This window comes from Roseibium sp. FZY0029 (assembly GCF_036350355.1).
In the GTDB taxonomy this organism is placed as follows: domain Bacteria; phylum Pseudomonadota; class Alphaproteobacteria; order Rhizobiales; family Stappiaceae; genus Roseibium.
Genome location: NZ_JAZDVZ010000001.1, coordinates 292,944 through 316,885, shown reverse-complemented (window position 1 = coordinate 316,885; position 23,942 = coordinate 292,944). Strand labels below are relative to the sequence as shown.

General features: G+C 60.4%; 17 protein-coding genes. 6 read left to right on the top strand and 11 right to left on the bottom strand.

The window, feature by feature from the left end:
• Positions 1 to 175 precede the first annotated feature (175 nt).
• Entirely contained in the window at positions 176 to 1,105 is a 930-nt protein-coding gene (locus V1T76_RS01435; RefSeq protein ID WP_330558842.1) for a histone deacetylase family protein, read from the top strand.
• A 25-nt stretch (positions 1,106 to 1,130) separates the two neighbouring features.
• Here the strand turns inward: V1T76_RS01435 and V1T76_RS01430 are convergent, their stop codons facing one another.
• From V1T76_RS01430 to V1T76_RS01390, 9 genes are all read right to left on the bottom strand, one after another.
• Complete coding sequence (locus V1T76_RS01430; RefSeq protein WP_330558841.1) at positions 1,131 to 2,246, bottom strand: hypothetical protein; 1,116 nt, start codon at positions 2,244 to 2,246, stop codon at positions 1,131 to 1,133.
• Positions 2,247 to 2,368: 122 nt separating this feature from the next.
• Entirely contained in the window at positions 2,369 to 2,644 is a 276-nt protein-coding gene (locus V1T76_RS01425; protein WP_330558840.1) for a DUF6460 domain-containing protein, read from the bottom strand.
• Positions 2,645 to 3,201: 557 nt separating this feature from the next.
• Positions 3,202 to 4,323 carry an AraC family transcriptional regulator gene (locus V1T76_RS01420; RefSeq protein WP_330558839.1) on the bottom strand — a complete coding sequence of 374 codons (1,122 nt, stop codon included), beginning with the start codon at positions 4,321 to 4,323 and terminating at the stop codon, positions 3,202 to 3,204.
• A 148-nt stretch (positions 4,324 to 4,471) separates the two neighbouring features.
• A complete protein-coding gene (locus V1T76_RS01415) occupies positions 4,472 to 6,682 on the bottom strand; it encodes a 3-hydroxyacyl-CoA dehydrogenase NAD-binding domain-containing protein (protein WP_330558838.1) in 2,211 nt (736 codons plus the stop codon).
• An 18-nt stretch (positions 6,683 to 6,700) separates the two neighbouring features.
• Complete coding sequence (locus V1T76_RS01410) at positions 6,701 to 7,084, bottom strand: cupin domain-containing protein (RefSeq protein ID WP_330558837.1); 384 nt, start codon at positions 7,082 to 7,084, stop codon at positions 6,701 to 6,703.
• A gap of 2 nt (positions 7,085 to 7,086) precedes the next feature.
• The gene (locus V1T76_RS01405) at positions 7,087 to 8,295 is read right to left on the bottom strand and encodes an acetyl-CoA C-acetyltransferase (protein WP_330558836.1); all 1,209 of its coding nucleotides are present in this window, start codon (positions 8,293 to 8,295) and stop codon (positions 7,087 to 7,089) included.
• A 27-nt stretch (positions 8,296 to 8,322) separates the two neighbouring features.
• Positions 8,323 to 8,961, bottom strand: coding sequence for a glutathione S-transferase family protein (locus tag V1T76_RS01400; protein ID WP_330558835.1), 639 nt, complete (start codon positions 8,959 to 8,961; stop codon positions 8,323 to 8,325).
• A 105-nt stretch (positions 8,962 to 9,066) separates the two neighbouring features.
• The gene (locus V1T76_RS01395; protein ID WP_330558834.1) at positions 9,067 to 10,863 is read right to left on the bottom strand and encodes an acyl-CoA dehydrogenase C-terminal domain-containing protein; all 1,797 of its coding nucleotides are present in this window, start codon (positions 10,861 to 10,863) and stop codon (positions 9,067 to 9,069) included.
• A 332-nt stretch (positions 10,864 to 11,195) separates the two neighbouring features.
• Positions 11,196 to 11,657, bottom strand: a complete 462-nt coding sequence (locus tag V1T76_RS01390; protein ID WP_040439631.1) for a MerR family transcriptional regulator — start codon at positions 11,655 to 11,657, stop codon at positions 11,196 to 11,198.
• Positions 11,658 to 12,079: 422 nt separating this feature from the next.
• Here V1T76_RS01390 and V1T76_RS01385 point away from each other — a divergent pair, with 422 nt between their 5' ends.
• From V1T76_RS01385 to V1T76_RS01370, 4 genes are all read left to right on the top strand, one after another.
• A complete protein-coding gene (locus V1T76_RS01385) occupies positions 12,080 to 16,171 on the top strand; it encodes a peptidoglycan-binding protein (protein WP_330558833.1) in 4,092 nt (1,363 codons plus the stop codon).
• A 430-nt stretch (positions 16,172 to 16,601) separates the two neighbouring features.
• Positions 16,602 to 17,531, top strand: coding sequence for a sulfite exporter TauE/SafE family protein (locus V1T76_RS01380; protein WP_330558831.1), 930 nt, complete (start codon positions 16,602 to 16,604; stop codon positions 17,529 to 17,531).
• Positions 17,528 to 18,310, top strand: coding sequence for a TIGR02186 family protein (locus V1T76_RS01375; RefSeq protein ID WP_330558830.1), 783 nt, complete (start codon positions 17,528 to 17,530; stop codon positions 18,308 to 18,310). Before V1T76_RS01380 ends, V1T76_RS01375 begins: the two co-directional genes overlap by 4 nt.
• 177 nt (positions 18,311 to 18,487) lie before the next feature.
• Positions 18,488 to 19,594, top strand: a complete 1,107-nt coding sequence (locus tag V1T76_RS01370) for an AI-2E family transporter (protein WP_330558828.1) — start codon at positions 18,488 to 18,490, stop codon at positions 19,592 to 19,594.
• Positions 19,595 to 19,641: 47 nt separating this feature from the next.
• Here V1T76_RS01370 and pdeM read toward each other — a convergent pair whose 3' ends face one another.
• Both pdeM and V1T76_RS01360 read right to left on the bottom strand, forming a co-directional pair.
• On the bottom strand, positions 19,642 to 20,379 hold the full coding sequence (pdeM, locus tag V1T76_RS01365; protein WP_330558827.1) for a ligase-associated DNA damage response endonuclease PdeM: 738 nt from the start codon (positions 20,377 to 20,379) through the stop codon (positions 19,642 to 19,644).
• Positions 20,376 to 22,880 (bottom strand): ligase-associated DNA damage response DEXH box helicase, encoded by a 2,505-nt coding sequence (locus V1T76_RS01360; RefSeq protein WP_330558826.1) that lies wholly within the window; start codon positions 22,878 to 22,880, stop codon positions 20,376 to 20,378. The genes pdeM and V1T76_RS01360 overlap by 4 nt, the downstream gene beginning before the upstream one ends.
• A gap of 118 nt (positions 22,881 to 22,998) precedes the next feature.
• On the opposite strand from V1T76_RS01360, the gene V1T76_RS01355 reads away from it, so the two are divergent.
• Positions 22,999 to 23,922 (top strand): DUF4189 domain-containing protein, encoded by a 924-nt coding sequence (locus V1T76_RS01355; protein WP_330558825.1) that lies wholly within the window; start codon positions 22,999 to 23,001, stop codon positions 23,920 to 23,922.
• Positions 23,923 to 23,942: the final 20 nt, after the last annotated feature.

The following is a 23,942-nucleotide window of genomic DNA, read 5'->3' as shown; positions in this document are numbered from 1 at the left end:
CCTTCATGTCCGCCATGTCCCTGCACGTCAATTCTTTTCCGCACATACCGGGTATACGTCGCCGCCTTGACACGGGGCAGGGAAGGGGGCTGCTCCTGAAGGTGGCGTCACAAACGTCATTGGCTCTGCGCAAAGGGGTGCCCGTGACGCCACAAGCGCCTTATATTGCGCACAGATGACCCTGCCGATCGTACACCATCCGGCCTATTGCGCCGATCTTCCCGCCAATCACCGGTTTCCGATGGACAAGTTCCGCGCCGTCGCCGAGCTGATACGTGAAAAAGGCCTCTTGGGCGACAGCGGCTTTTTCAGGCCCCGTCCAGCTCCTTTCGAGTGGGTCGCACTGGCACATGATCCCGCCTATGTCGACCAGGTCTTCAATGCCCGTGTGCCGGAGAAGATAGCGCGGGAAATCGGGTTTCCGATGCGCGAAGACATCGCCCTTCGTGCCCGCTGCGCCACCGGTGGAACCGTGCTCACGGGATATCTGGCACTGGAACACGGCATTGCCTGCAACACCGCTGGTGGCAGCCATCATGCCCGGCGGGCGCATGGCGCCGGGTTCTGCGTCTTCAACGACGTCGCCGTTGCCATCAAGGTGCTGCAAGCGGACGGGGCCATTCGAAGGGCGCTGGTGATCGACCTCGATGTCCATCAGGGCGACGGTACCGCGGACATCTTTCAAGGAGACCCGGATGTCTTCACGTTCTCGCTCCATTCGGAGAAGAACTACCCGGTCCGCAAGGTCCTTTCGCATCTCGACATAGGCCTTGCCGATGGCACGGGAGACGAAGTCTATCTTGCTGTTCTGGAGGAGGTGCTGCCGGACCTGCTGCGCCAGGGTCCGTGGGACATCGTCTTTTTCAATGCCGGTGTCGACCCCTATTCGGGCGACCGCCTCGGCAGGCTGGCGCTGTCACGCGAAGGGCTTTGCCGGCGCGACCGTTATGTCATTGAAACGGTGCGACAGGCAGGCGTGCCTCTGGCCGGCGTTCTGGGCGGAGGCTATTCAACAGACATCGACGAACTGGCCGACCGCCATGTCACGCTGCACCGGACAGCAAGGGCGGTTTTGATGGAGGGGGCGCTGTCTGCGGCGGGCTGAGACGTCCACACCTGGGGAAAACGGATCAAACCACGATATCCGACATCTGCACGGAAACATTTGCCGCAACGTTTGCTGCGGAGACAGCGTCCGTGCTGCCGGCGGCAATGGTTGAAGGTACTTCCGGCTCTGCCGCGATCTCTGTGTCTCTCAGTGCCTTGATGCCGTCCTTCAGGTTCTCGCGGACATCCTTGAGGTCCTTTTTGGAGTCGCGGTCATCCCGCTTGAGCAGGCGCTCGATCTGTTCGGCCAGCGCCTTGATGTCATCGGCCATCTTGGCAAGGGCTTCCTTGTCTCGCTGAAGCCCTGACCGGCGGCTTGCGGTATGAGCCCTGTCCGTTTCCTGTTGTCGTTCCGTATAGGTGAGGATGGCGGCCGCGAGGTCTTCCTTCCAGCTCTCGGACTTTTGCTCCTCCGGGGAGGACCGATCCTGTTCCTCACCGTTCTGACCTTGATCCGTTTGACCCTGGCTTGCCTGGCTTTGATCTGCCTGGCCCGAGGCTTCGGCCTGGTCTGCGCCGGACGGCGAGGCTGGGCCTGCTTCAGGCGCGGAAGTTGGAACACTTGCTTCGGAAATGCTTGCCGTCGCGACCGCGTCCGTGACCGGCACCTGACCTCCAGCTCCCAGGGCTCCGGTACCCAGAGCGCTTGCGTCCGCTGTCACCGCTGGCGAGCCGGTTGCGCCGGTGAGGCTTGACGCACCTGCAAGAGCGCCCGCGCCGGTTGCCCCACCGCTCAGGCTCTGTCCTGCCGATTTCAGGTCCTGGGAAGCGGATTTGAACTCCTTGGCGACCTGTTTCAGCTCCTTGAGCAGCCGCTTGGCCTGCTCTGGCGTTGCGAACCGAAGCATTTCCTTGAGCCGCTCGATCCGCTCCTTGGCCTTGTTGATCTTCTGGCTGAGCAACGCATCCTTGTTGGATTCCACCGACCGGGAAAGACTGTTGTTGAGTTCGACGGAGTCCTTGTACGTCTCGAACAGGGATTTTGCCTTGTCCTCGTCCTCCGCCGAGCCGGTCGCCGTGAGAAAGGTGGTGAGCTTCTGCGCTGCGCCCAGCGAAGCTGCCCGATTGCCCGCCTGAGTGCCCATACGCGAATAGGATTGAAAGGAGGCGGCAAATCTGGATGTGGCAACGGCGGACATGGAAAGGCCCTTTCAGGCTTGGGAAGGCCGCGCCAGTTTCCATTAATTTTGCTTAAGAAAGCGTTAATTTCCCGTGGAAGTTGCGCGCGGGGCCCAGGTCGGAACGTTGCCCATCCCAGTTCCTAGCGGTTGCGCCCCATGGCCAGAAGGCGGGTGACCAGCCAGATGGGCACGACCACCATTGCACCAATGACCAGATATTTGCCCAGCCGTCCGAGAGCGTTGAAACCCATGTTCCACAGGCGTTCGACAAACTCGATTGACATGGTGATCAGGTCGAGCGGGTCGAGGTTCAGCGCGGAGAGGATGATGCCGACAACGAAGGACAGGAACACAAGCCGCAAAAGCACCTGGGCTGGCGAGCCTCCCAGAAAACGGCTCAGGCCGGTGTCGGACATATGGGTCTCCTGCATGATGTTGGTATCAATCCTGGCCAGAAGTTAGGAACATTCGTTGCCGATTACAATGAGGCCACCCAAACACTGCGAGACCGGACGTTCTGAAGATGGCAGATAGTAAGATTTTTTATTAATTAAACTTGATGTCGTAAATCGTATAATTCTGTACGCATCATGCCAAAGACATGGATGCAGGCTTGGCGTATGAATACTTTCAGGAATGTGCATCTAGATCGTTTGCGGCTACCCACATCCGCTGCGGTCTGCCGTCCTCTACCTGCGGTGAAAGAAAGCCGCCGGCGCGGGAACTATCCCGAACCGGCAGATAAGGCACACACATCGCTGGATGGGCCAGCCGCCATCGACCCCACCTGTTCTTCATCCAACTGGATGAACAGCCGGTTGCGGTAGGTGGTTTCAGGGAGAAACACCCGTGAGACCGCCGGCAGTACGAATGATCTCTGGCACGGTGGCGACAAGCCCGAAGCCGCCGTGCCGCAATTCTTGGAAAATAACGAAGTGTCAGCGTAACGGCCGTGGCCGTGACCGCGGGGATTTTACTTTGCGGCGGCGGACTGCCGTAGGGCAGAGGGGAGTGTTGCCGCCGTCTTCGACCGCTTGACCGTCTGTTTGCGTGCCGATGCGGTTCTGTCCGTTGCATGCGGTCTGGAGCGCGGTGCATCCCGCACCTTTTTGGGGGACACCCCGAACCAGGTCTTCACCGCACGGGAAAAGGTGCTCAATTCCGAAAAACCGAGCAGATACGCGATCTCTTTCATCGGCATATCCGTCCCGAGCAGATAGCGTTCGGCAGCGGAGCGCCGAACTTCCTCGCTAAGTTGGCGGAAGCTCGTGCCTTCTCTTTCAAGAAGCCGCTGGACCGCCCGCTGGGACATGCCCAGTTTGGAGGAGATGAGCGGCAAAGTGCAGGCGCCGGTCGACAGGCTGGCCGCAACTTCGTTCGCAATGCGCGAAAGCGGTGATTCAAGCTCGCCGAAGCGCTCCAGTTCCGAGGTCGCCGATTTCAGAATGATCTCGTACAAATGGGCGTCGTGGCGCCGCAGAGGGCGGGAGAGCAGAGACTTCGGAAACGAAATTCGGTTCCGTGTCGCCCCGAATTTGATCCGGCCCAGATACTTTTTCTGAAAATTGGAAGTGCATCTGGGCGGCGGTGTCGCAAGCTCGATGAGGATTGGAGGCACCTGCATGTCGAGCGCATGTTCAATCTGCTGTGTCGCCCAGCCCACGCGAGCAAACACGTTCTGCCGCCATTCCCCTCGTCCCTCGAGAATGGGCCACTCGACGTAGCCTCCGGTCTCGTCCTCATCATACTTCAAGCGATAGGCATTGGTTCTGATCGGGCTGAACCTTGCCCAGGCCTGACAAGCGTCCCGAAGCGAAGGGGCGCAGGCGAACAGGTAGTCGAAGATGGAAAAACAGCCAATATCGATGGTGTTGAAGATGTCGAATAAGACAGCGTCGTCGTCCAGAACAACGGCGACATGTTCAAACACGGCATGCCAGGCAGCTATTGGGACGGTTCCCTGAGGATCGTCCAGGCTTGCGAGGTCGAACTCATAGAGCCTGGCCATCTGCGGCCAGTCAAGTTTGGCATCCGAACAGATGTCACGCAGAACGCGGAAGACATCGGAGCGCGCCCATTCGCCCTCAAGTGGCATACGTTTCTCCAGAAAGCCAATGCCTTATTCGAGGGGGAACTGTGCATGACAAGTCACGCCGGATCAAGTTTTGTCGTAAAATGCTAACAATTGTTGGGCGGGCGACAGTCCGGTGCCGCTCCCATCGGAGAGCGGCACCGGCTTGTGATCAGGCGGCGTCCTTGACCTTGGCGTCCGCTTTCGGCGGAAACTTGCCGTAGAAGGTCTCGTTTTCCTTGGCCATGTCCTTCAGCAGCTTATTGGGCTTGAAGCGCGGGCCCCATTTGCGGGTGAACTTCTTGCACAGCTCAACAAAAGCGGGCGTGCCCATCATGTCGATGTAGCTCAGCGTGCCGCCGGTATAGGGGGCAAAGCCGAAGCCAAGGATCGAGCCGACATCGGCTTCACGCACATCCGTCAGGCACTTTTCTTCAAAGATGCGGGCGGTCTCGAGCGCCTGCATCACCAGAAGCCGTTGCTTGAGCTCTTCGATGTTGAAGCTCTCGGCAGGCTTCGGCTGGCCGGTGACTTCCGGAATGCCGGGCCACAGGCTCTTGTCCTTGCCCTTGTAGTCGTAGAAGCCCTTGCCGTTCTTGCGGCCGAAGCGCTCCTGCTTGACGACCATCTCCTCAAGGATGTTGTCGAGCGGGCCCTCGACGTATTTGACGCCGAGGTCCTTGCGGGTTGCGGACACGATCTTCCACGCAAGATCCAGCGCCACTTCATCGCCAAGCGATAGCGGGCCAACGGGCATACCGCCCATCTTGCCGGCATTTTCGATCATGGCCGCCGGAACACCATCCGCAAGCATCATCAGGCCTTCACGGATGTAGGTCATGACAACGCGTGAGGTGTAGAAGCCACGGCTGTCGTTGACGACGATCGGGGTCTTCTTGATGGCCTTGATATAGTCGAGCGCCATGGCGAGCGCACGGTCGGAGGTGCGCTTCCCGAGGATCACTTCCACCAGCATCATCTTGTCGACGGGCGAGAAGAAGTGAATGCCGATGAAGTTCTTCGGCCGCTTGGATGCCTGGGCCAGCGAGGTGATCGGCAGCGTCGAGGTGTTGGAAGCGTAAATGGCGCGGGACTTCATCACCGCTTCCGCCTTCTCCGTCACCGCCTTCTTGATGTCGCGGTCCTCGAACACCGCTTCGATCACCAGATCGCAGTCGGCGAGGGCTTCATAGTCGACGGTGGCGGTGATCTTCGACAGCAGCTTTTCCTTCTGCTCCTCGGTCGCCCGGCCACGCTTGATCGCCTTGGTGATCAGCTCGTCGGAATGGGCCTTGCCCTTGTCGGCGGCCTCCTGGTCGCGGTCGATCAGTACGACGTCGATGCCAGCCTGCGCCGTGACATAGGCAATGCCTGCGCCCATGAAGCCAGCGCCCAGAATACCGATCTTGCGGATCTTGTTCGGTCGCTGATCGGCGGGACGGCGGGCCAGCTTGTTCAGCTCCTGCATGGAGACGAACAGCGAGCGGATCATGTTGGCAGCTTCAGGCGTCTGCAACACCTTGGCGAAGTAGCGGCTTTCCACCCGGAGCGCGAGGTCCATCGGCAACTGAAGGCCTTCGACAACCGAGCGCAGCAGGTAGCGGGCACCGGGATAATTGTCATGGGTCTCGCGGCGATAGATCGCGTTGGCGGCCGGCCAGAACTGGAAGCCTGCCGGAGAATAGACATTGCCGTTCGGCAGCTTGTAGCCCTTCTTGTCCCAGTCCTTGACCGGGTCCAGGCCTGCCTTCAGCATCTTCTTGGCAGCGGCGATCAGTTTCTTGGTCGGCGCGACCTCATCCACCAGTTTCATCTGCTTGGCCTGCGGGGCACGCAAGGTACGGCCCTGCAGCAGGAATTGCATACCCTGCTGGCCGTCGGTCATGCGCATCACGCGCTGGGTGCCACCGGCACCCGGGAAGAGGCCGACCTTGACTTCAGGCAGACCCATTTTCAGGCCTTCATCGACAACCCGGCCATGGCAAGCCAGCGCCAGCTCCGTGCCGCCGCCCATGCAGGTGCCGGCGACGGCCGCCACGAAGGGTTTGCCGCAGGTTTCCAGCTTGCGGTAGACCTGAGACAGCTTGCGCGAACCGTCGAAGAGCGCCTTGGCAGCCGCTTCAGCGTCATTGCCGCGCTTGACGTGGAAGTCCTTCAGCAGGCCTTCCAGCATGGTCAGGTCAGCCCCACCGGAAAAAGCGGATTTGCCGGAGGTGATCACGGCACCCTTGATGGCCTCGTCCCCGGCCACCTGGTCGACAATCGCATCCAGCTCGTCCATGACCGACAGATCGATGACGTTCATCGATTTTTCCGGCATGTCCCAGGTGATCAGGGCGAAACCGTCCTCATCGGTTTCAACGGTGAAATTCTTGTAGCTCATGTGATGGTCCTCCTCGGGTCAGGCGCCGGCCGACTGCAGATGGGCGCGCTGTTGCGCAGCCGTCTTCGTGCCGTCGACGACAACGTCGCCGGTGTGTTTGGTCTCTGCGGGTTCGAACAGCATCACCCAGCATTCGTCCTCAGCGAGCGGATTGTGCTCGACGCCCTTGGGCACGACATGCATGTCGCCCGCCTTCAGGACGGCGTCGTCCCGGTCGCGGTAGCGGATGGTGAGGCTGCCCTTGACGATGAAGAACAGTTCGTCCTCGTCCTGGTGGTCATGCCAGACGAACTCGCCTTTCAGCTTCGCAAGCTTGACGCTCTGATTGTTGACATCGGCTACCACGCGCGGAGACCAATAGTCGGTGATCTGGGCGAACTCCCTGTCGATGTTGCTGATCATGGTCAGACCCTCTCGATGATGGTCGCCGTGCCCATCCCTGCGCCGATGCACAGCGTGACGAGGGCGGTGTTGAGATCGCGGCGTTCCAGTTCATCGAGCACGGTGCCGAGGATCATGGCACCGGTAGCGCCAAGCGGATGGCCCATGGCAATTGCGCCGCCATTGACGTTAACGATAGCCGGATCGAGATCGAAGGCCTGCTGGTACCGCAGAACGACGGAGGCGAAGGCTTCGTTGATCTCGATGAGATCGATGTCCTTGATGTCCATCTTGGCGTTTTTCAGCAGTTTTTCGGTGACATCCACCGGGCCGGTCAGCATCAGGGCCGGTTCGGAGCCGATGTTGGCGAAGGCCTTGATGCGGGCGCGCGGTTTCAGGCCGCAGGAGCGGCCCGCAGTGCTGGAGCCGATCAGCACAGCGGCAGCGCCGTCGACAATGCCGGAAGAGTTGCCGGCGTGGTGGACGTGCTTGACCTTTTCGATTTCCGGATGGGCCTGAATGCCGACCGCATCGAAACCGCCCATGTTGCCCATCATCTCGAAGGAGGGATTGAGCGAGGCGAGCGACTGCATGTCGGTGTCCGGCCGCATGTGCTCGTCCCGGTCCAGAATGGTGATGCCGTTGACGTCCTTCACCGGCACGACCGACTTGGAGAACCGGCCTTCGTCCCAGGACTTGGCGGCACGCTTCTGGCTTTCCACCGCGTAGGCGTCGCAGTCATCGCGGGAAAAACCGTATTTGGTGGCAATCAGATCCGCCGACACGCCCTGGGGCATGAAATAAGAGGGAATGGCGACCTGCGGCTCGATCGGCCAGGAGCCACCCGAGGCGCCAAGGCCGACGCGGCTCATGCTTTCCACACCGCCGGCAATCACCAGCTTGTGCTGGCCTGCCATCACCTGGGCCGAAGCCATGTTGACCGCATCGAGACCGGATGCACAGAAGCGGTTGATCTGCATGCCCGGAACCGATTTGTCGTAACCGGCTGCAAACACCGCCGCACGGGCAATGTCGCCACCGGCTTCCCCGACCGGGTCGACACAGCCCAGGACAACATCGTCCACCCGGGTCGTGTCGAGACCGTTGCGGTCGCGGATCGCTTCCAGCGCGGTGGCAGCCAGACGGACGGTGGGCACTTCGTGCAGCGAACCGTCCCTCTTGCCGCGTCCGCGCGGGGTGCGCACGTGGTCGTAAATATAGGCTTCGGGCATCAGATCCTCCTCTGGAGCGGATTGGCCTCAGGTCTTTTCCGGCAAGGGATGACCGGGCATGAGGTCGTAAGGATGTTTCCAGCCGGGCAGAGCCTTGATCCGCCCCAGCCATTTTGTGACATTCGGATAAGCCTCGAGATCGATCCCGAGCTCACCTTCGTAAAAGAGATAGCTGCACAGCGAGAAGTCGGCGCTGGTCGGCTTCTTGCCGATGGCGAAATCGTTCTTCGCAAAATGCTTGTCCAGGATCGCAAGCGCGGCTTTCGAACGGCCATCCAGCCATTTGACGACGTCGGTTTCGCCGGTCTTCATCAGCGTACGCAGAAACCGCAGCGGGCCGAGCATGCCGGAAACCTTCTGATTGTCGAAGATCGTCCAGCGCAGGATTTCCCGCCGTTCCTCGTCGTTTTCCCAGCCAAAGGCGCCAAATTTCTCGGACAGGTCGTCCATGATCACGGCGGACTGGGTCAGGATGGCGTCCCCATGCACAAGCACAGGCACTTCACCCATCTCGTTCAGCGTATCGCGGAACTCTTCCGTACGGGTGGCGCCGTTGAAGAAGTCGACCCATTCCGGCTTCCAGTCGGCACCGCACAGTTCCAGCATCAGGGCCACCTTGTAGGAGTGCCCCGACTGGGCCATGCAGTGAAGAACGTATTCAGCCATAACTTGAAAATCCCCTCGCAAATCAAATTGGAACGCGACTATAGCGGCCGGTTTCGATTTGCGGGCTCAAATTTCCGCCATCAGCCAGCCGGTCCCCGGACGCCCTCAAAAGGCGTCCGCGGCAACCGACATCATGGTTTCGGAGCCGGACGAGATCCGGGCGAGGTGAGCGGCTGTTTCCGGCAGGGTGCGCTCCATGAAGAAACGGCCAAAGGTCAGCTTGGTTTCCAGCCAGTCAGCCTTGTCGCCTGCACCTTCCGCGGTCTTTTCCTGGATCGTCTTGGCGATCTTTGCCCACATGTAGCCCATGGCGACGAGACCGAAGAGGTGCATGTAGTCGACCGAACCGGCGCCGGCATTGTCCGGGTTCTTCATGGCGTTGTTCATGAACCACATGGTCGCGGCCTGAAGATCGTCCATGCCCTTCTTCAAGGGGCCGGTGAAGGCGGCAAGGGCTTCATTGTCCTTGTTCTCCTTCAGGAAGGTATTGACCTCGTTGAAGAAGCTCATGACCGCGCGCCCGCCGTTCGCCGGCAGCTTGCGGCCGACGAGATCCAGCGCCTGAATGCCGTTGGCACCCTCATAGATCATGGCAATACGGGCATCGCGTACGAATTGCTCCATGCCCCATTCGCTGATGTATCCATGGCCGCCGTAAAGCTGCTGTGCATTGACCGCGTTCGCAAAGCCTGTGTCTGTCAGAACGCCCTTCAGCACGGGCGTCATCAGGCCCATCATGTCGTCGGAAAACTGCTTGGACTTTTCGTCGTCCGAGCGGTGCGAGACATCGCCGTGCAGCGCAGTCCAGATGATCAGCGCACGGGCGGCTTCGTTGAAGGACCGGATTTGCATCAGGGTGCGGCGCACGTCCGGATGCACGATGATCGGATCGGCAGGCTTGTCCGGATTTTTCGGGCCGGTGAGAGCGCGTCCCTGGATGCGGTCCTTGGCATAGGTGACCGCATTCTGGTAGGCGACTTCCGACTGGGAAAGACCCTGAACGGCGACCCCGAGACGGGCTTCGTTCATCATGGTGAACATGGCGCGCAGGCCCTTGTTCTCCTCACCGACCAGCCAGCCCGTGGCATCGTCATAGTTCATCACGCAGGTCGCGTTGCCGTGAATGCCCATCTTGTGCTCGATGGAGCCGCAGGAAACGCCGTTGTTGTCACCCACCGAGCCGTCATCGCCGATCGCATTGCGCGGCACGACGAACAGCGAAATGCCTTTGGTGCCTTCCGGTGCACCTTCGATGCGGGCCAGCACCAGATGGATGATGTTTTCCGCCATGTCGTGCTGACCGGCGGAGATGAAGATCTTGGTGCCGGTGATCTTGTAGGACCCGTCGGCCTGCGGCACCGCCTTGGTGCGGATGAGGCCGAGATCCGTTCCGCAATGCGGCTCAGTCAGGTTCATGGTGCCGGTCCACGTCCCGGCGATCATGTTGGGAAGATATGTCTGCTTCTGCTCGTCCGTGCCGTGGATCGTGAGGGCCGCAACGGCACCTGCTGTCAGCCCTGGATACATGGAAAAGGCCATGTTGGCCGACGAGGCGAACTCGTTGAAAATGGTTGTCAGCGTATGCGGCAAGCCCTGGCCGCCATAGTTCGGATCGGCCGACAGTGTGCCCCAGCCGTTTTCGCAAAAGGCCTTGTAGGCTTTGAGAAAGCCTGTTGGCGTCGTGACGCTGCCATCGTCATTTCGGGTGCAGCCTTCACTGTCGCCGATCTGGTTCAGAGGCTGAAGAACTTCTTCTGCAAACTTGCCGCCCTCGCGCAGGATCGCTTCCACCAGGTCGAGAGGTGCATCGGCAAAGCCCGGAAGGTTGGAGTATCGGTCGTAGCCGAACACGTCCTTCAACAGGAAAAGCGTGTCATCGACGGGAGCGGTATAGCTCGGCATGGAAATCCTCCCAGATTTGCCGTTTATGTATTGACCTTACGTTTCCGTAAACGTCACCTTGGGCTCTATATACGCGTCTTGTTTTTTTCCGGCAAGTGGTGTCCCGACGGAAGGGGTGACAAAAAAAATACGCCTAAAACATGCTGATGGGAATGATTTCCGGGAGTTCGGCACACGAATTCGTGTTGAGAGAGCGTATTTTTGAAGAATTCTGTCGATTTGGGAAAAGGCTGTCGGTTCTCGTAAAAATTGCGCAAGGGCAGCTTTGCAAACAAAAACCGCCGGAGGTGGCTCCAGCGGTTTCAATTCTATCAGGTCGGAAAGGAAGGGGCTTATGCCTCTTCCGCTTCCTTGTGCTTCAGCATGCCGGACACGATCTCGACAGTGCGCGACAGTTCCTCAATGGCCTGTTCGATGTCCTTGCGCTGTTCTTCAAGAACGGCGATCTGTTCGTTGAACTTGGACAGCGCAACGCGCAACTGGGTCACCTGGCCGTCGCGCAGGTCGTAAAGGTCGAGCATGTCGCGGATTTCGGACAGCGAAAAGCCGACGCGCTTGCCCATGAGCACCAGCTTCAGGCGGGCGCGGTCGCGGCGGTTATACACCCGGTTCAGGCCGTCACGCTTCGGGTTGAGCAACCCCTTGTCTTCGTAAAAGCGTAGCGTACGCAGGGTGCAGTCGAATTCCTTTGCCAGATCACCGATCGTGAACTGGGTTTTCTTGGTGCTGTCGTCGGTCGCGGACACAACGTCCACAAGATCATCTTCATTGAGGATCGAAAGAGCTTCGCTCATAGCAGTTTGTTCTCGTTTTCCAGCCGTTGCCCGGCTCATCGTTGATGTTATGCAGTTTTCGAAACCCGCTCCGAAGACATGGTCTGCGGTGCGTTGGCAGGTGACGCGTTTGTGTGCACAGTGGCTCAGCCGGTTTCTTGCGTACTATTTAGCTTACGTTTGCGTTAACGTCCAGTCACGGAAGGGCCCGGGGGGAAATTTCGTTAACGTAGCGTTCGGCGATTCGCTCGACCCTGTTCCCCAGAAATGCGGTTATTCATTCGAAAACGGACTGTTTTCGCATTTAGCAACGCCAATTAACGGCCTGTTTACCCTAAAACGACAAAGTCTTTCAAAACGCTGCGCCTGTCCCGTCCTCGACGGAAGTTTGGTGCAGCCTGCTCCATCAGCGGTCTGAATGACCGTCAGCCCAGGGTCAAGAGATGCCGGCTTGGAAGAAAAACGAGGCAGGACGCCGCGGCCGTGATGCGTATGAAGGCGATGACTTTTACGATGCACCGCGCCGCGAGCCGGCGCGCAGCCGTATCGAAAGGTTGACGCGTACTGCAACGGCGCTCGGCGGTCAGGACCGTTATCCCTCCGAAGAACGCGACGAGGACCTCGATGCCGTGGCAGACGAGTTGGACCGCCTGTTGGCGGACCAGGCGGAACCACGTCGGCCAACAAACAGGCCTGAAACCCGCCGGCCCGAGCCGCGTCAGCCTGCGCCGCGCCGCAGAGCGCAGCACAGGGAGCCGGGCATCGATGACGTCATGGGGGCTCTCGATCGTCTGGACGAACAGGTACAAGGGCTGGCAAGACCTGACCCGAGACACGATTACGGGCAGGACTATCGTTCCGATTTCGTGGACGAGCCGCTTCGCTCAGCGCCAAGTTCGCGTCCGCGCCCCGGCAGCTACGCCATCGACAATTTGCCTGCCGAAGACCCCTCCTATGAAGAAGACGATGCTTACGGAACGCACTACGCGCGGCAGCCGTCCCGCCACCGGGACCGGGACGGGCGCGGCAGAAACGACGCATCCATGCATATTTACAAGGACCTTGGCCGCCGCATCGATGCGCTGAGAGCGCCGCAGGAACAGGCTTTCAATCAGGTTCGTGACGAACTCGGTTCCCTGCGCGAGGCGCTTGGCGGCCTGTCGCGCGGCACCAACGAAACCGTGAGCCGGCAGAACGCGGAATTGCGCCGCTTGTCCGACATGGTCGAGCGTCTGCGGGCCGACAAGAAGAACGATCAGCTTGCCCGCGATATCCGCAAGGAAGTTGCGGATCTGAAGGACATGGTTGGCCGCACCAACGTGGAAGGGGCTCTGCAGACCCTTGAGCATGGCTATGCCCACATTCTGCAACGCCTCGACGAATTGTCACGTGCTTCGGTGGACCCGCGTGTTCTGAGGGGCGTGACCGCCCGCCTCAACGAAATCGAGGACGCCTTTGCCGCGCTGCCCCGGTCCGAGCACATGATGGTGCTGGAAGACCGGGTCGTCAGCATTGCCGAACGTATGGAAGAGCTCTTGCAGCGCAAGGGCCATGACGAGATCGAACCTCTCCGCGCTGAATTGCGGGAAGTGCGCGGCTTCGTCGAACAGATCGACATCAAGGGTCTTGTCGAGGGCATCGACGACCGGATGAAGTTCGTCTCCAGCCGGCTGGACGATCTGGAAGTGCTGGCGCGTGAACAGCGTGGTCTGGACAGCCGTCTGTCCGCCATGGAACAGCGCATGCCGGAACCGGAAACCATTTCCAGGCTGCAGGGGCGTCTTGAGGACATCGTCGGCATGATGGCCGATGACCGCGCCGCTCCGGTCGACAGTCAGCATCTGGGCCAGGTCGACCGTCGTCTCGATGAGATCGTTGACCGCCTGGAGCGGATGGAACAGGCCGGGCCGCTGCCTTCGGGCGATGCGGGAGCTTTCGCGGCTCTTGAACACCGCCTGGAAACGATTTCCAGCAAGATAGACGCAATCGAAAAGAAATCAGCTCGGCCCGTTCCTGTTCTGGATGCGGCAGCCATGCGGGCAGGCGGCAATGCGCCGGACACCAAGTTCCTTGTCCAGCTTCAGGAACGCCTGAACGATCTGACCGAGCGTCTGGAACAACCGAAAGACACCGTTACGACATCCGATCTCGACAAGCTTCGGGCGGAAATCGGGTCCATGCGCGCCAGCGTGTCCGCCCCGGCCTCCACCGAGGCACTGGAACAGCGGATCGCCGATCTGGCGCAGGTTGTGTCGAAGGGCGCCGAAGTGACCGATGACGGCCGCTTCGAACAGCTTGGCGCGAAGGTTGCCGCGCTCGCTGAACAGATCGAAAGCACGTCTTCGCGCGCCTTCAGCATGGAGCAGTTCTCGCCGTTCCTGGAGCGGATCGAGAAGGGCCTGGAGAAAACCCGGGCGGACGTCGTCGGGATTGCCCGCGAAGCTGCCCTGGAAGCCATCGAAAACGCTCCGACAGCTCGTAGCGGCCAGTATGATCAGGCCATTACGGAGCTTCAGTCCGATCTGAAGCGATTGCTGGATGCCGCCGAAGGAAACGACGAGCGGACACGCAACACCTTTGACGGCGTCAAATCCGTTCTTGGATCGCTGACCGAACGCCTGGACAATCTGGAACGTGCCGAACATATCGGCGACGGGCCGGCTTCCAGCTTCTCACCGATCAATGTCGACGAGCCTGCTCCGCTCTTTTCCAAGAGGTCAAGGAGCAAGAAGTCGGAAGGCGAGCAGCGTCCGGTTGAAGCACCGCGTTCCGACGACCGGACCCGGGACCGCAAAGCCGACTTCATTGCCGCCGCCCGGCGGGCCGCACAGGCTGCATCTGCCGAAGCCGCTCAACTCGAAAAGCGCCAACAGACGGTCGAAGAACCGGAAGTGGCCGACGAGGAACGCGGCAAGGCACGCGTCGGTTGGCTGCGCAACGTCCTCAAGCGCGACAAGTCCGCCGCCAAGGCAGACAAGGTTGAGCCTGTCGAAGACCTGGAACTGAAGGCCGAGGAAGTTGCCGATCAGGCGTTCGATTCTCAGGATGCGACCGTTCTCCCGGGTGACCGCCCGGCGCCGGAAACGCCCCAGGCCTCCAATGGACGCCGCCGCGCCATTCTCTACACCGCTGCTGCCGTCGTGCTGCTGCTCGGCACGCTGCAGGTGTTCCGCATGGCAACCGGTGTCCCGGAAGAGGGCGACCAGCTTGCCGCCAATACGCCCGAAACCGTTGAAGCCGTGCCCGCGCAGGACATGGCGGATGCGGCCCCGGCACAGGCAGATGCCCAGCCGGTCGCTGACAAGGCAGCTGAAGTTGCTCTTGCAGAAAGCCGCGGCGCCGAAGCTTCGGGTCCAAAACCCGCAGGTTCTGAAGGTGTGGCATCCGGGGCAGGTCAGCCTCTGCCGGACGACACAGGCGATGCAATGACGGAGCAGGCACCGGCTGTGGCCGCCGCGCAGCCCGAACCGTCTCCCTCAGCTCCGGTCACGGAGAGCGGCACCGTCCAGACAGCGTCTGCCACCGGACCGCTTGCCCCGGAAACCGAACTGGCCTTCGCCCCGCCTGCTGGCGTTGCGAGCACCTTTGGCGCTGCCGGTGAAAGCACAGTGTCAGGGTTCCAGCCTGCAAGCGACGCTGGTGCGCCGGCAAACCTCCTCGCCAACCTGCCGCCGGAAGGCGTTGGTCCGATGGCGCTGCGCAGTGCTGCAGCCAGTGGCAATGCGGCCGCGGAGTTCCTGGTGGGTGTGAAATTCACCGAGGGGAACGGCGTCCCGGCAGATCTGGCCACGGCGGCGGTCTGGTATCAGAAAGCGGCCGACAAGGGCCTTGCGCCCGCACAGTACCGGCTCGCCAGCCTTTACGAGAAGGGTCGCGGCGTCGACAAGGACCTGCCGAAGGCAAAAGCCTGGTACGCCAAGGCCGCCGAGGCAGGCAATGCGAAAGCCATGCACAACCTTGCCGTTCTTTATGCGGAAGGGGGCGGCGAACAGCCCGACTATGCCGCCGCTGCAAAGTGGTTCGAGCAAGCCGCCAACTTCGGCGTCAAGGACAGCCTGTTCAATCTGGGCATCCTCTATGCCGGCGGCATCGGTGTCGATAAGGACCTGGTTGCCAGCTACAAGTGGTTTGCCATCGCAGCTGATCAGGGCGATCCGGAAGCGGCCAAGCGCCGTGACGACGTCGCCAACATGATGGACCAGGAAATGCTCGCCAACGCCCGGCTTGCCGTCGAGAGCTTCAAGCTGAAGACGCCCGATGCGGCTGCCAACAAGGTGACGATGGAACCGGCTTGGGTGGATGCCGCTGCATTGCCGGCGGAAAAGGTGTCGATCCAGGCTCCCGACAACACGGCCATGGTCAAGGAAGCCCAGGACAAGCTGAACTATCTCGGTTTCGACACCGGCACGCCGGACGGTCAGATGGGGCCGCGCACCCGTAGCGCGATCCGCGCCTTCCAGCGCAGTCTCGGAATGCCGGAAACCGGAGAAGTTGACAGTCGTCTGCTGGACGAATTGAAGAGCCAGGCGATCTGACCCGGAAGCACTGATCGACCTTGACCGGCGAAAGATCTGGAAATCCGAACTCGGAATGACGCCCAGTCAGGCTTGCTGCCCGGCTGGGCGTCCTGGCTGTGTGGCAGCGCTCTTGATCTCTCCTGGTGCCGGAAGAAAGAACGTGCCGGCAACAACGGATGCCGCTGTCAGCTTTGCATTGGATAAACCCATGGCAAAAATGCCATCAGATTTTTGACGGGAGAAGCGGTATCGGATGCGGTCTTGAAAACGGGCCTGATGCCGGGACAAATTCGCAACGCATTGGTCGAATTCCGCCGGTCATTGGTCTAAAATCGGCGAATGGAACGGAACCGGCCTGCAGGCCGGTTGACAGGCCGGACAGTACAGGTCTTTAACCATTTCATCGTAATCAATATGCAGTCATTTCTGCAATTTTCCGGTTGATCCCGTGCAATTATACCTGCCCATAGCCGAGATTCCGGTGAATATCTTCGTGATATTCGGCATGGGCGGTGCCGTGGGGTTCCTGTCGGGACTGTTCGGTATCGGCGGCGGGTTTCTGCTGACGCCGCTGCTGATCTTCTCCGGCATCCCACCGGCTGTTGCCGTCGCAACCGTCACCACCCAGGTGGTTGCCTCCTCGTCGTCGGCTGTCGTCACCTACTGGCGACGAAAGGCCATCGACCTGAAACTCGGCACGATCCTGCTCTGCGGTGGTGTGCTGGGCTCGCTGATCGGCGTCATCCTGTTCCAGGTGTTGCAGTCTGTCGGTCAGCTCGATGTCGTGATTTCGCTGTCCTATGTGACGTTCCTGGGCGCCATCGGCGGCTTGATGCTGTTCGAATCCATCCGTGCCATCCGGCGGCGCAAATCCGGTGTAGCGCCCAAGGCGCGCAAACCCGGGCAGCATAACTGGATCCACGGTCTGCCGCTGAAGGTGCGCTTCCGCCGCTCCAAGCTCTATGTCAGCGTCATTCCGGTTGTCGGGCTTGGCGCGATCATCGGCTTTCTCGGCACGATCCTGGGCATCGGCGGCGGCTTCATGATGGTCCCTGCGCTGATCTATCTGCTGCGCGTTCCGACCAACATCGTCATTGGAACCTCCCTGTTCCAGATCCTGTTCACCATGGCGGCCGCAACCGTGTTCCATTCCATGGGTACCAAGACAGTCGATATCGTTCTGGCCATGACGCTGATGATCGGTGGTGTTATCGGAGCCCAGTTCGGCGCCCGCATGGGCCAGAACCTGCGCGGCGACCAGCTCCGCCTGCTGCTGGCTCTGCTTGTGCTGGCTGTCGGCCTGCGTTTTGCGGTCGACCTTCTGCTGACGCCGGACGATTTCTATTCCATCGCGATCCGGAAGGGAGCAGGGGCATGAGCCGGCTGATCCTGCTTCTGTCGATCGTCCTGTGTCTGGCGACAGGCGCAAACGCGCAGAACCGGCCCGCTCAGGAACTGGTGACGTCCCTGTCGTCGGACCTGATCTCGATCCAGTCCAATTTCACCGGTACGGAAATCGTCATTTTCGGGCAGGCCAGCAACATCGAGCGCCAGCCGAACGACCCGAGCGGTTACGAACTTGCCATCGTCGTGGAAGGTCCGCCCCAGGATATAACCACGCGCCGCAAGGGCCGCTTTCTGGGCGTGTGGGTCAACCGCGAGGCCGAGCGGTTTCAAAACGTGCCGTCCTATTATGCCGTCGCGAGCACGATCAACATCGGCAGAATGGCAAACCGCACGGTGCTTGATGATCTCGGCATCGGCCTCAACCACATCAATCTGGCGGTGTCCGGCGTTTCCAACGTGGCGCTGTCCGATCGGGACGATTTTCGCCGCGCCTTCGTTCGTCTGCGCAAGCAGATGGGCCTCTATTCGGAGCAGGAAACCTCGATCACCTTTCTGACCGACACGATGTTCCGCACCAATATTCCGCTGCCGGCCAATATTCCGGTTGGCGACTACAAGGTGAAAAGTTTCCTGTTCCTGCATGGCAATGTGGTGGCCCAGACAGAGCAGACACTGGCCGTCGCGAAAAGCGGTTTTGAACAGGTCACCTTCGAAATGGCCCAGTCCTATCCGTTGCTTTATGGCCTTCTCGCAGTCTCTCTGGCCATTTTTACCGGCTGGCTCGCCGGTGTGATCTTCCGCAAGGATTAGTCCGCCTTGGGGCTTCCCGCAGCTATCCAACGCTCTCGGTTCGGATTGCCCTGCACTTGCGCAACACCTTTGGTGCGCAACGTAAAACCGCTTGCAAGCGCACTTTCCACTGGCGCTCTCCGCTGCCGCGGCTATTCTCAAGTCCACCGATTTTTCAGACTGTTGGGGCAGGCGGATATGACAGAAGAACCCTCATCCACACCGCGGGTGAAAACAGTCGTGAAACAGGACCCGACGCTTGATGCCAGGGTCATCGACATTGCCATCCGCCTCGGTGTTCTCGGGTTATTCGCCTATTTCTCGCTTCAGCTCGTTGCACCATTCTTTCTGTTTCTGGTCTGGGCCGTGGTGCTGACGGTTGCGCTGTATCCCGTCTTTGGCTGGCTGACAGCCAGGCTTGGCGGACGCAAGGTTCTGGCAGCTGTGCTGATCACCCTCTTCTGCCTGGCGATTGTCATTGGGCCCGTCGCGGTGCTGGTGGTCAGTCTCGTCGATACGCTGCAAGGGTGGTACCACGGCGTTGCCAGTGGGGTGCTCAAGCTGCCGCCGTTGCCGGAGAAGCTGGCCGCTTTTCCGGTGGTCGGCGCAAAGCTTTCCGAAATCTGGCAACTTGCCGGCCAGGGGCTGGAACAGGTGTATGCCAAGGTCGGACCGACCTTGGTGCCTGCCGGCAGTCGCATTCTCGGCGTTCTGGCGTCTCTCAGCGGCAGCGTTCTGTTCTTCGTTGTGTCCATCATTCTGTCAGGCTGCCTGTTTGTGCCGGCTCCCGCTCTTGCCAAGGGCGCCAAGCTGTTCGCCGACCGCATCATTGCTCCGCGTGGGTCTGAATTCGTCGATCTGGCCGGAGCCACCATCCGCAATGTCTCGCGTGGCGTCATCGGTGTCGCCGTCGTTCAGGGGCTGCTCACAGGCATCGTGCTGATCGCCTTTTCCGTGCCTCTTGCCGGCGTCCTCACCTTTGTGGCCCTGATCCTGTGTATCGTCCAGATTGGCCCGGCACTGGTGATCATCCCGACAATCATCTGGGCGTGGAGTTCCTGGGACCTGATGCCGGCGCTTCTGTTCACCGTGCTGATGGTGCCTGTCATGCTCATCGACAACGTCTTGCGGCCGATCCTGATGTCCCGGGGCCTCAACGTGCCGATGCTGGTGATCCTGATCGGTGTGCTCGGCGGCACCATAGCCTATGGCTTGATCGGCCTGTTTCTCGGGCCCGTCATCCTGGCGGTCTTCTATGAACTGGTCATTGCTTGGGTGAAGGCAGGCGAGAAGAGGCCGGCTTAAGAGACAGCCTGACGAGAGACACTTTCGGGATCAGAAACCGAGACCTGTCAGTCCCCGACCAGCCGGCTGGCGGTAAAGGGGAACAGACGGTCGTTGCCAAGCATGAAGACCGAAAACTGGCGCCGCCGGAACAGCATGCCATAGGCTTCATCAGTGACATTGAGGCCACCTGTCAGCGCGCCGAAGGCGGGCAGGACAAGACGGGTGCCGTCGGTGACGAAGCAGGCCCGGCGGATCGAACGGCCAAAACGGCGCACGCGGGCAGCCGGATGCAGATGGCCGCAGATTTCGCCTGCGGTCGAAGAAGACCCGACCTTTTCAATCGGCTCATGACGGAAGGTCAGCGGTCCGATGGTGATCTCATCAACCGTGACACCGCAAAGGCGGACCGGTGCGATCGGATCGTGGTTTCCGGTGACCCAGATCCATTCACGGCCCAGCTGCAAGGTCGTCAGCATGGCACGGTAAGGCGCTGGCAAGCGGTCGGACCCATCGGGATCGTGAAAACTGTCGCCAAGGCAAACGACGCAAGCCGGATCGAAGGCATCGATCACGCCGGCAAGCTTCTCCAGCGTTGCCCCGGTGTCATAGGGCGGCAGCATCACGCCGCGCCGGGCGTAGCTGGAACCTTTTTCGAGATGGAGATCTGCCACCACCAGGGTGGATTCATCCGGCCACCACAGAATGCCGCTGTCATGCAGACCGACCAACTGGCCATTGATCTGAATGTCATGACATACCGGCGCAGCTGCATATTTGCGCAGATGGGATGTCAGGGCACTCATTCCATGGCCTCCAGTACGAGTTCTTCGGCTGCCTCGGCCAGCAGCGTGTCCATGGCTTCCCCGTAGACCGGTTCTTTCCCTATTTCGAGAAGAATTGGCACGGCAAGGGGAGACACATGCGGGAGTTCAGTATGCGTGATTCGTCCACGTATACGGGCAAGAAGTTCCCCCAAACGCGAGATATCCAAAAGTCCTTCCGCGGCATCGTTCCAGGTTGCCTTGAGGAGTATGTGGTCTGGTTCATGGGCACGTAGCACGTCATAGATCAGGTCCGAGGAAACGGTTACCTGCCGGCCCGATTTCTCCAGCCCCGGATGGCGGCGCTCGATCAGACCGGCAATGACAGCACAATTACGAAACGTACGTTTCATGAGGCTGGATTCGGCGAGCCATGCATCGAGATCGTCCCCGAGTATGTCTTCCTCGAACAATCTGTCGAGCGGGATCCGGCCGGAGGAAAACAGCAAAGACAGGTCGCCGAGTCCCCAGACGGCAAGCGCATAATCGTTGGCGACGAAGCCGAGCGGGTTTGCGCCAAGCCGCTCCAGCCGCTTGGTCACCAGCATGCCCAGGGTCTGGTGCGCCAGGCGCCCTTCAAACGGATAGCAGACCATGTAGTGCTTGTTTGCGCGCGGAAACGTTTCTACCAAAAGGCCGTCTTTCGCCGGCAGCACGGATTTTTCCTGCTGGATGGTCAGCCAGTCGCGCACCTGTTCCGGCAGCGCCTTCCAGGTCTCGGGTGTCGCCAGCATCGTGCGGACGCCTTCAGCGAGATAGGTGGAGAGCGGAAACTTGCCGCCCATGTAGGACGGAATCATCGGATTGTCCGATGTGGTGCGCGAGACATAGGCCTCGTTTTCGCGGATGCCCTCGAAACGCACCACCTCGCCGCCGAAAAGAAACGTGTCGCCCGGGGCCATCTGCTCCAGGAAGTACTCTTCCATCTCGCCCAGCACCCGGCCACCCCGGCCAACGGGCGCCCTTCGTCCGGAAGCCTTGGAGCGCACCAGCCGCACCTTCAGCATCGGGGCTTCGACAATGGTGCCGACGTTCAGCCGGTATTGCTGCGCGATTTTCGGGTGGGAGATGCGCCAAAGCCCGTCCTGGCCCTTCCGCAGCTTGGCATATTGGTCGTAGCTCTTCAGTGCGTAGCCGCCGGTGGCGACGAAATCGAGCACTCGCTCGAAGGTCTCCCAGTCGAGGTGCCTGTAGGTTTCCGAGGACCGTATCTCATTGAAGACATCCACTGCATCCAGCGGGTCTGCACAGGCAAGGCCGAGCAGATGCTGGGCAAGCACGTCCAGCGCGCCCTGGCGCAGCGGCGGCGTGTCCTGGTCGCCACGCATCGATGCGGCAAGAGCCGCCTGGCATTCGAGCACTTCGAACCTGTTGGAGGGGATGAGGATCGCCTTTGACGGCTCATCCATGCGGTGATTGGCGCGGCCGATCCGCTGGGCAAGGCGGCTGGCACCCTTTGGCGCGCCGATGTTGATAACCAGATCGATGTCGCCCCAGTCGATGCCCATGTCCAGCGAAGAGGTTGCCACCACTGCCTTCAGAGCGCCGGAGGCCATGGCCGTTTCGACTTTCCGCCGCTGGCCGACATCAAGCGAGCCATGGTGTAGCGCAATCGGCAGCGTATCGTCGTTGATGCGCCAGAGTTCCTGAAACACCATTTCCGCCTGACTACGCGTGTTGACGAACAGCAAAGACACATTGTGAGCCTTGATCAGCTCATAGATGTCGGCAATGGCATAACGTGACGAGTGGCCGGACCACGGCACGCGTTCTTCGCTCTCCAGAATCGAGATGTCGGGCTTGGCGCCACCGGCGACCTCCACGATGTGAGACAGCGCCCTTCCATCCGGGTCCGGTTGATCGACCAGATAGGCGCGCAGGTCATCTGGTTCGGCGACGGTTGCCGAAAGCCCGATCGTTCTGAGGTTCGGTGCCAGCCGCCGCAGACGGGCGAGACCAAGCGCCAGGAGGTCGCCGCGTTTGGACGTCACCAGCGCATGCAACTCGTCCAGAATGACGGTTCGAAGCGAGGCGAACATGCGGGCCGAGGCCGGGTCGGACAGCAGCAGGGCAATCTGCTCCGGCGTTGTCAGCAAAATGTCCGGCGGATTGAGCTTTTGCCGCTGCCGCTTGTGAGACGGCGTGTCGCCGGTCCGGGTCTCCAGCCGGACGGCAAGATCCATTTCCGAAACCGGAGCCTCCAGATTGCGGGCAATATCGACCGCAAGCGCCTTCAGCGGCGAGATGTAAAGCGTGTGGATGCCATTGCCTGCAGAACCGGGTTTGCGCTTTCCCCGTGCTTCCAGTTCCACCAGGCTGGGCAGGAAGCCTGCCAGGGTCTTGCCGGCACCGGTTGGCGCGATCAGCAGCGTGGAATGGCCTTGTTGAAGATGATCGATCAGTTGCAGCTGATGCGGCCTCGGAGCCCATCCCCGCGAGGCGAACCAGCTTTGGAATCTGTTCGGTAGCAACTGCACGTCCATGGCTTGGTTTTAGGCCAGGGTTTGGTGAAAGGCGAGGGGGATGTTCCTAGATTGTTCGGCTTGCGTTCAGCTTCCCCATGGTCAATTGTGCGGAAATATACCTTTGGGGGAGGTTGTTTTGAAAACACTGGTATTTATACGACTTTTATCGGCTGCAGTTCTGTCTGCAACCGCGGGTGCAAAGGCTTCGGAAAGCCTCAATTACCGTTGCAATCTCGGAAATCAGTTCGCCTTCATTGAAACGATCCCGGAAGAGGGGCGCGCAATTCTTGAGGACATTGACGGCAAGACCATCCTGGTACCGGACGGGAGGGGCGGTTACTTCAACGATGGCAAGGAGATTTCCTTTGACCGGGACAAGCCCGTCCCCGAACTCTGGCTCGGCGACGTGTCGCATCGCTGCGAAATAGCGACACCGGCTTCCAGCAACAAGACTCAAGCGAACGGCGCTGTTGGCGGGAACGAAACGCAATTGAATCTCCAGGGACAATCTCTGGGGGGCAAGCTTCGCGACGGGCCCGGTTTGAACTTCCGGCAGACCGGCAGCCTTTCGGAAGGAACCTGGGTCACGATCCTGAAAAACGCGGGCGTGCGAATGGATGGTTATGACTGGTTCGAAGTGGTGGCTGACAGCGGTTTGCGCGGTTACCAGTGGGGCGGGATCATGTGCTCCAACGGCTCGCAGATTGCCGGTGTTTATCAGGCCTGCGGTGCGCAGGCGTCTTCACAACCGGCTGTGAACGTGGCTCAGCAGCAAGGCGGCGGCTGGATGGCCTTCGCGCTGGCCCCCGGTGGAGCCTTTGGTCATGGTGCTGCCCCGACCCGGGCGGGTGCGGAGCAGTTCGCCATGCAATATTGTGGCAATAACCAGTGCCGGATTGCAGATACGACGCAGGCAAGGTGCCATGCGCTGGCCGTTTCGCCTTCAAGCAACGGTATCGGGGCAGGCGACAGCGAACAGGCCGCGATGAATTTCGCCATGGGCTGGTGCTCGAACAGCGGCGCATCCGGCTGCCGTATCGAATACAGCTACTGCCAGTGATCCGGGACAACACCATGCGG

Excerpts from the sequence above, each read along its gene's own strand:
- V1T76_RS01435 (WP_330558842.1), top strand. The coding sequence starts at position 176 with ATGACCCTGCCGATCGTACACCATCCGGCCTATTGCGCCGATCTTCCC.
- V1T76_RS01430 (WP_330558841.1), bottom strand. The coding sequence starts at position 2,246 with ATGTCCGCCGTTGCCACATCCAGATTTGCCGCCTCCTTTCAATCCTAT.
- V1T76_RS01425 (WP_330558840.1), bottom strand. The coding sequence starts at position 2,644 with ATGTCCGACACCGGCCTGAGCCGTTTTCTGGGAGGCTCGCCAGCCCAG.
- V1T76_RS01420 (WP_330558839.1), bottom strand. The coding sequence starts at position 4,323 with ATGCCACTTGAGGGCGAATGGGCGCGCTCCGATGTCTTCCGCGTTCTG.
- V1T76_RS01415 (WP_330558838.1), bottom strand. The coding sequence starts at position 6,682 with ATGAGCTACAAGAATTTCACCGTTGAAACCGATGAGGACGGTTTCGCC.
- V1T76_RS01410 (WP_330558837.1), bottom strand. The coding sequence starts at position 7,084 with ATGATCAGCAACATCGACAGGGAGTTCGCCCAGATCACCGACTATTGG.
- V1T76_RS01405 (WP_330558836.1), bottom strand. The coding sequence starts at position 8,295 with ATGCCCGAAGCCTATATTTACGACCACGTGCGCACCCCGCGCGGACGC.
- V1T76_RS01400 (WP_330558835.1), bottom strand. The coding sequence starts at position 8,961 with ATGGCTGAATACGTTCTTCACTGCATGGCCCAGTCGGGGCACTCCTAC.
- V1T76_RS01395 (WP_330558834.1), bottom strand. The coding sequence starts at position 10,863 with ATGCCGAGCTATACCGCTCCCGTCGATGACACGCTTTTCCTGTTGAAG.
- V1T76_RS01390 (WP_040439631.1), bottom strand. The coding sequence starts at position 11,657 with ATGAGCGAAGCTCTTTCGATCCTCAATGAAGATGATCTTGTGGACGTT.
- V1T76_RS01385 (WP_330558833.1), top strand. The coding sequence starts at position 12,080 with ATGCCGGCTTGGAAGAAAAACGAGGCAGGACGCCGCGGCCGTGATGCG.
- V1T76_RS01375 (WP_330558830.1), top strand. The coding sequence starts at position 17,528 with ATGAGCCGGCTGATCCTGCTTCTGTCGATCGTCCTGTGTCTGGCGACA.
- V1T76_RS01370 (WP_330558828.1), top strand. The coding sequence starts at position 18,488 with ATGACAGAAGAACCCTCATCCACACCGCGGGTGAAAACAGTCGTGAAA.
- pdeM (WP_330558827.1), bottom strand. The coding sequence starts at position 20,379 with ATGAGTGCCCTGACATCCCATCTGCGCAAATATGCAGCTGCGCCGGTA.
- V1T76_RS01360 (WP_330558826.1), bottom strand. The coding sequence starts at position 22,880 with ATGGACGTGCAGTTGCTACCGAACAGATTCCAAAGCTGGTTCGCCTCG.